The following is a 464-nucleotide window of genomic DNA, read 5'->3' as shown; positions in this document are numbered from 1 at the left end:
ATTACGTGTTTAATCTGGATGTTTCAAAAATCAGAGTTTTGAGTGAAGAAAAGAAGCTTATTAAGGAGTTGATGAAACGTGTTAATTATTTAAAAAACAATTAGAATGAAAATGAAGTTATACTGGATATTGGTAAGTATTGCTATATCTTTCTTTTTCAATGCTTGTAATACCAGGCAAGTAAAATCGGAGCATAAACCAAATGTTATATATATCCTGGCCGATGATTTAGGGTATGCCGACCTGAGCTGCTATGGACAAACCAAGTTTTCAACTCCCAATATTGATAAGTTGGCTGCCAAAGGCATAAAGTTTACTCAACACTATTCGGGCAGTACAGTTTGTGCACCATCGCGTTCTTCACTCATGACCGGCCAGCATACAGGGCATACCTTTATACGTGGCAACCGAGAACACAAGCCAGAAGGACAATACCCTATTCGAGCTGAGGATTTTACCATTGC

Annotated in this window: 1 protein-coding gene; it reads left to right on the top strand. The window is 38.1% G+C overall.

Going from position 1 to position 464, the window contains the following annotated elements:
* Positions 1–105 precede the first annotated feature (105 nt).
* The coding region (locus FNN09_RS20925) for a sulfatase-like hydrolase/transferase (protein ID WP_221932564.1) at positions 106–464 on the top strand (359 nt) is incomplete at its 3' end.

This window comes from Carboxylicivirga sp. M1479, assembly GCF_007097485.1.
Taxonomy (GTDB): Bacteria; Bacteroidota; Bacteroidia; order Bacteroidales; family Marinilabiliaceae; genus Carboxylicivirga.
The sequence above is the reverse complement of the archived record's forward strand: the minus strand, read 5'-3'. Positions and strand labels throughout refer to the sequence as shown.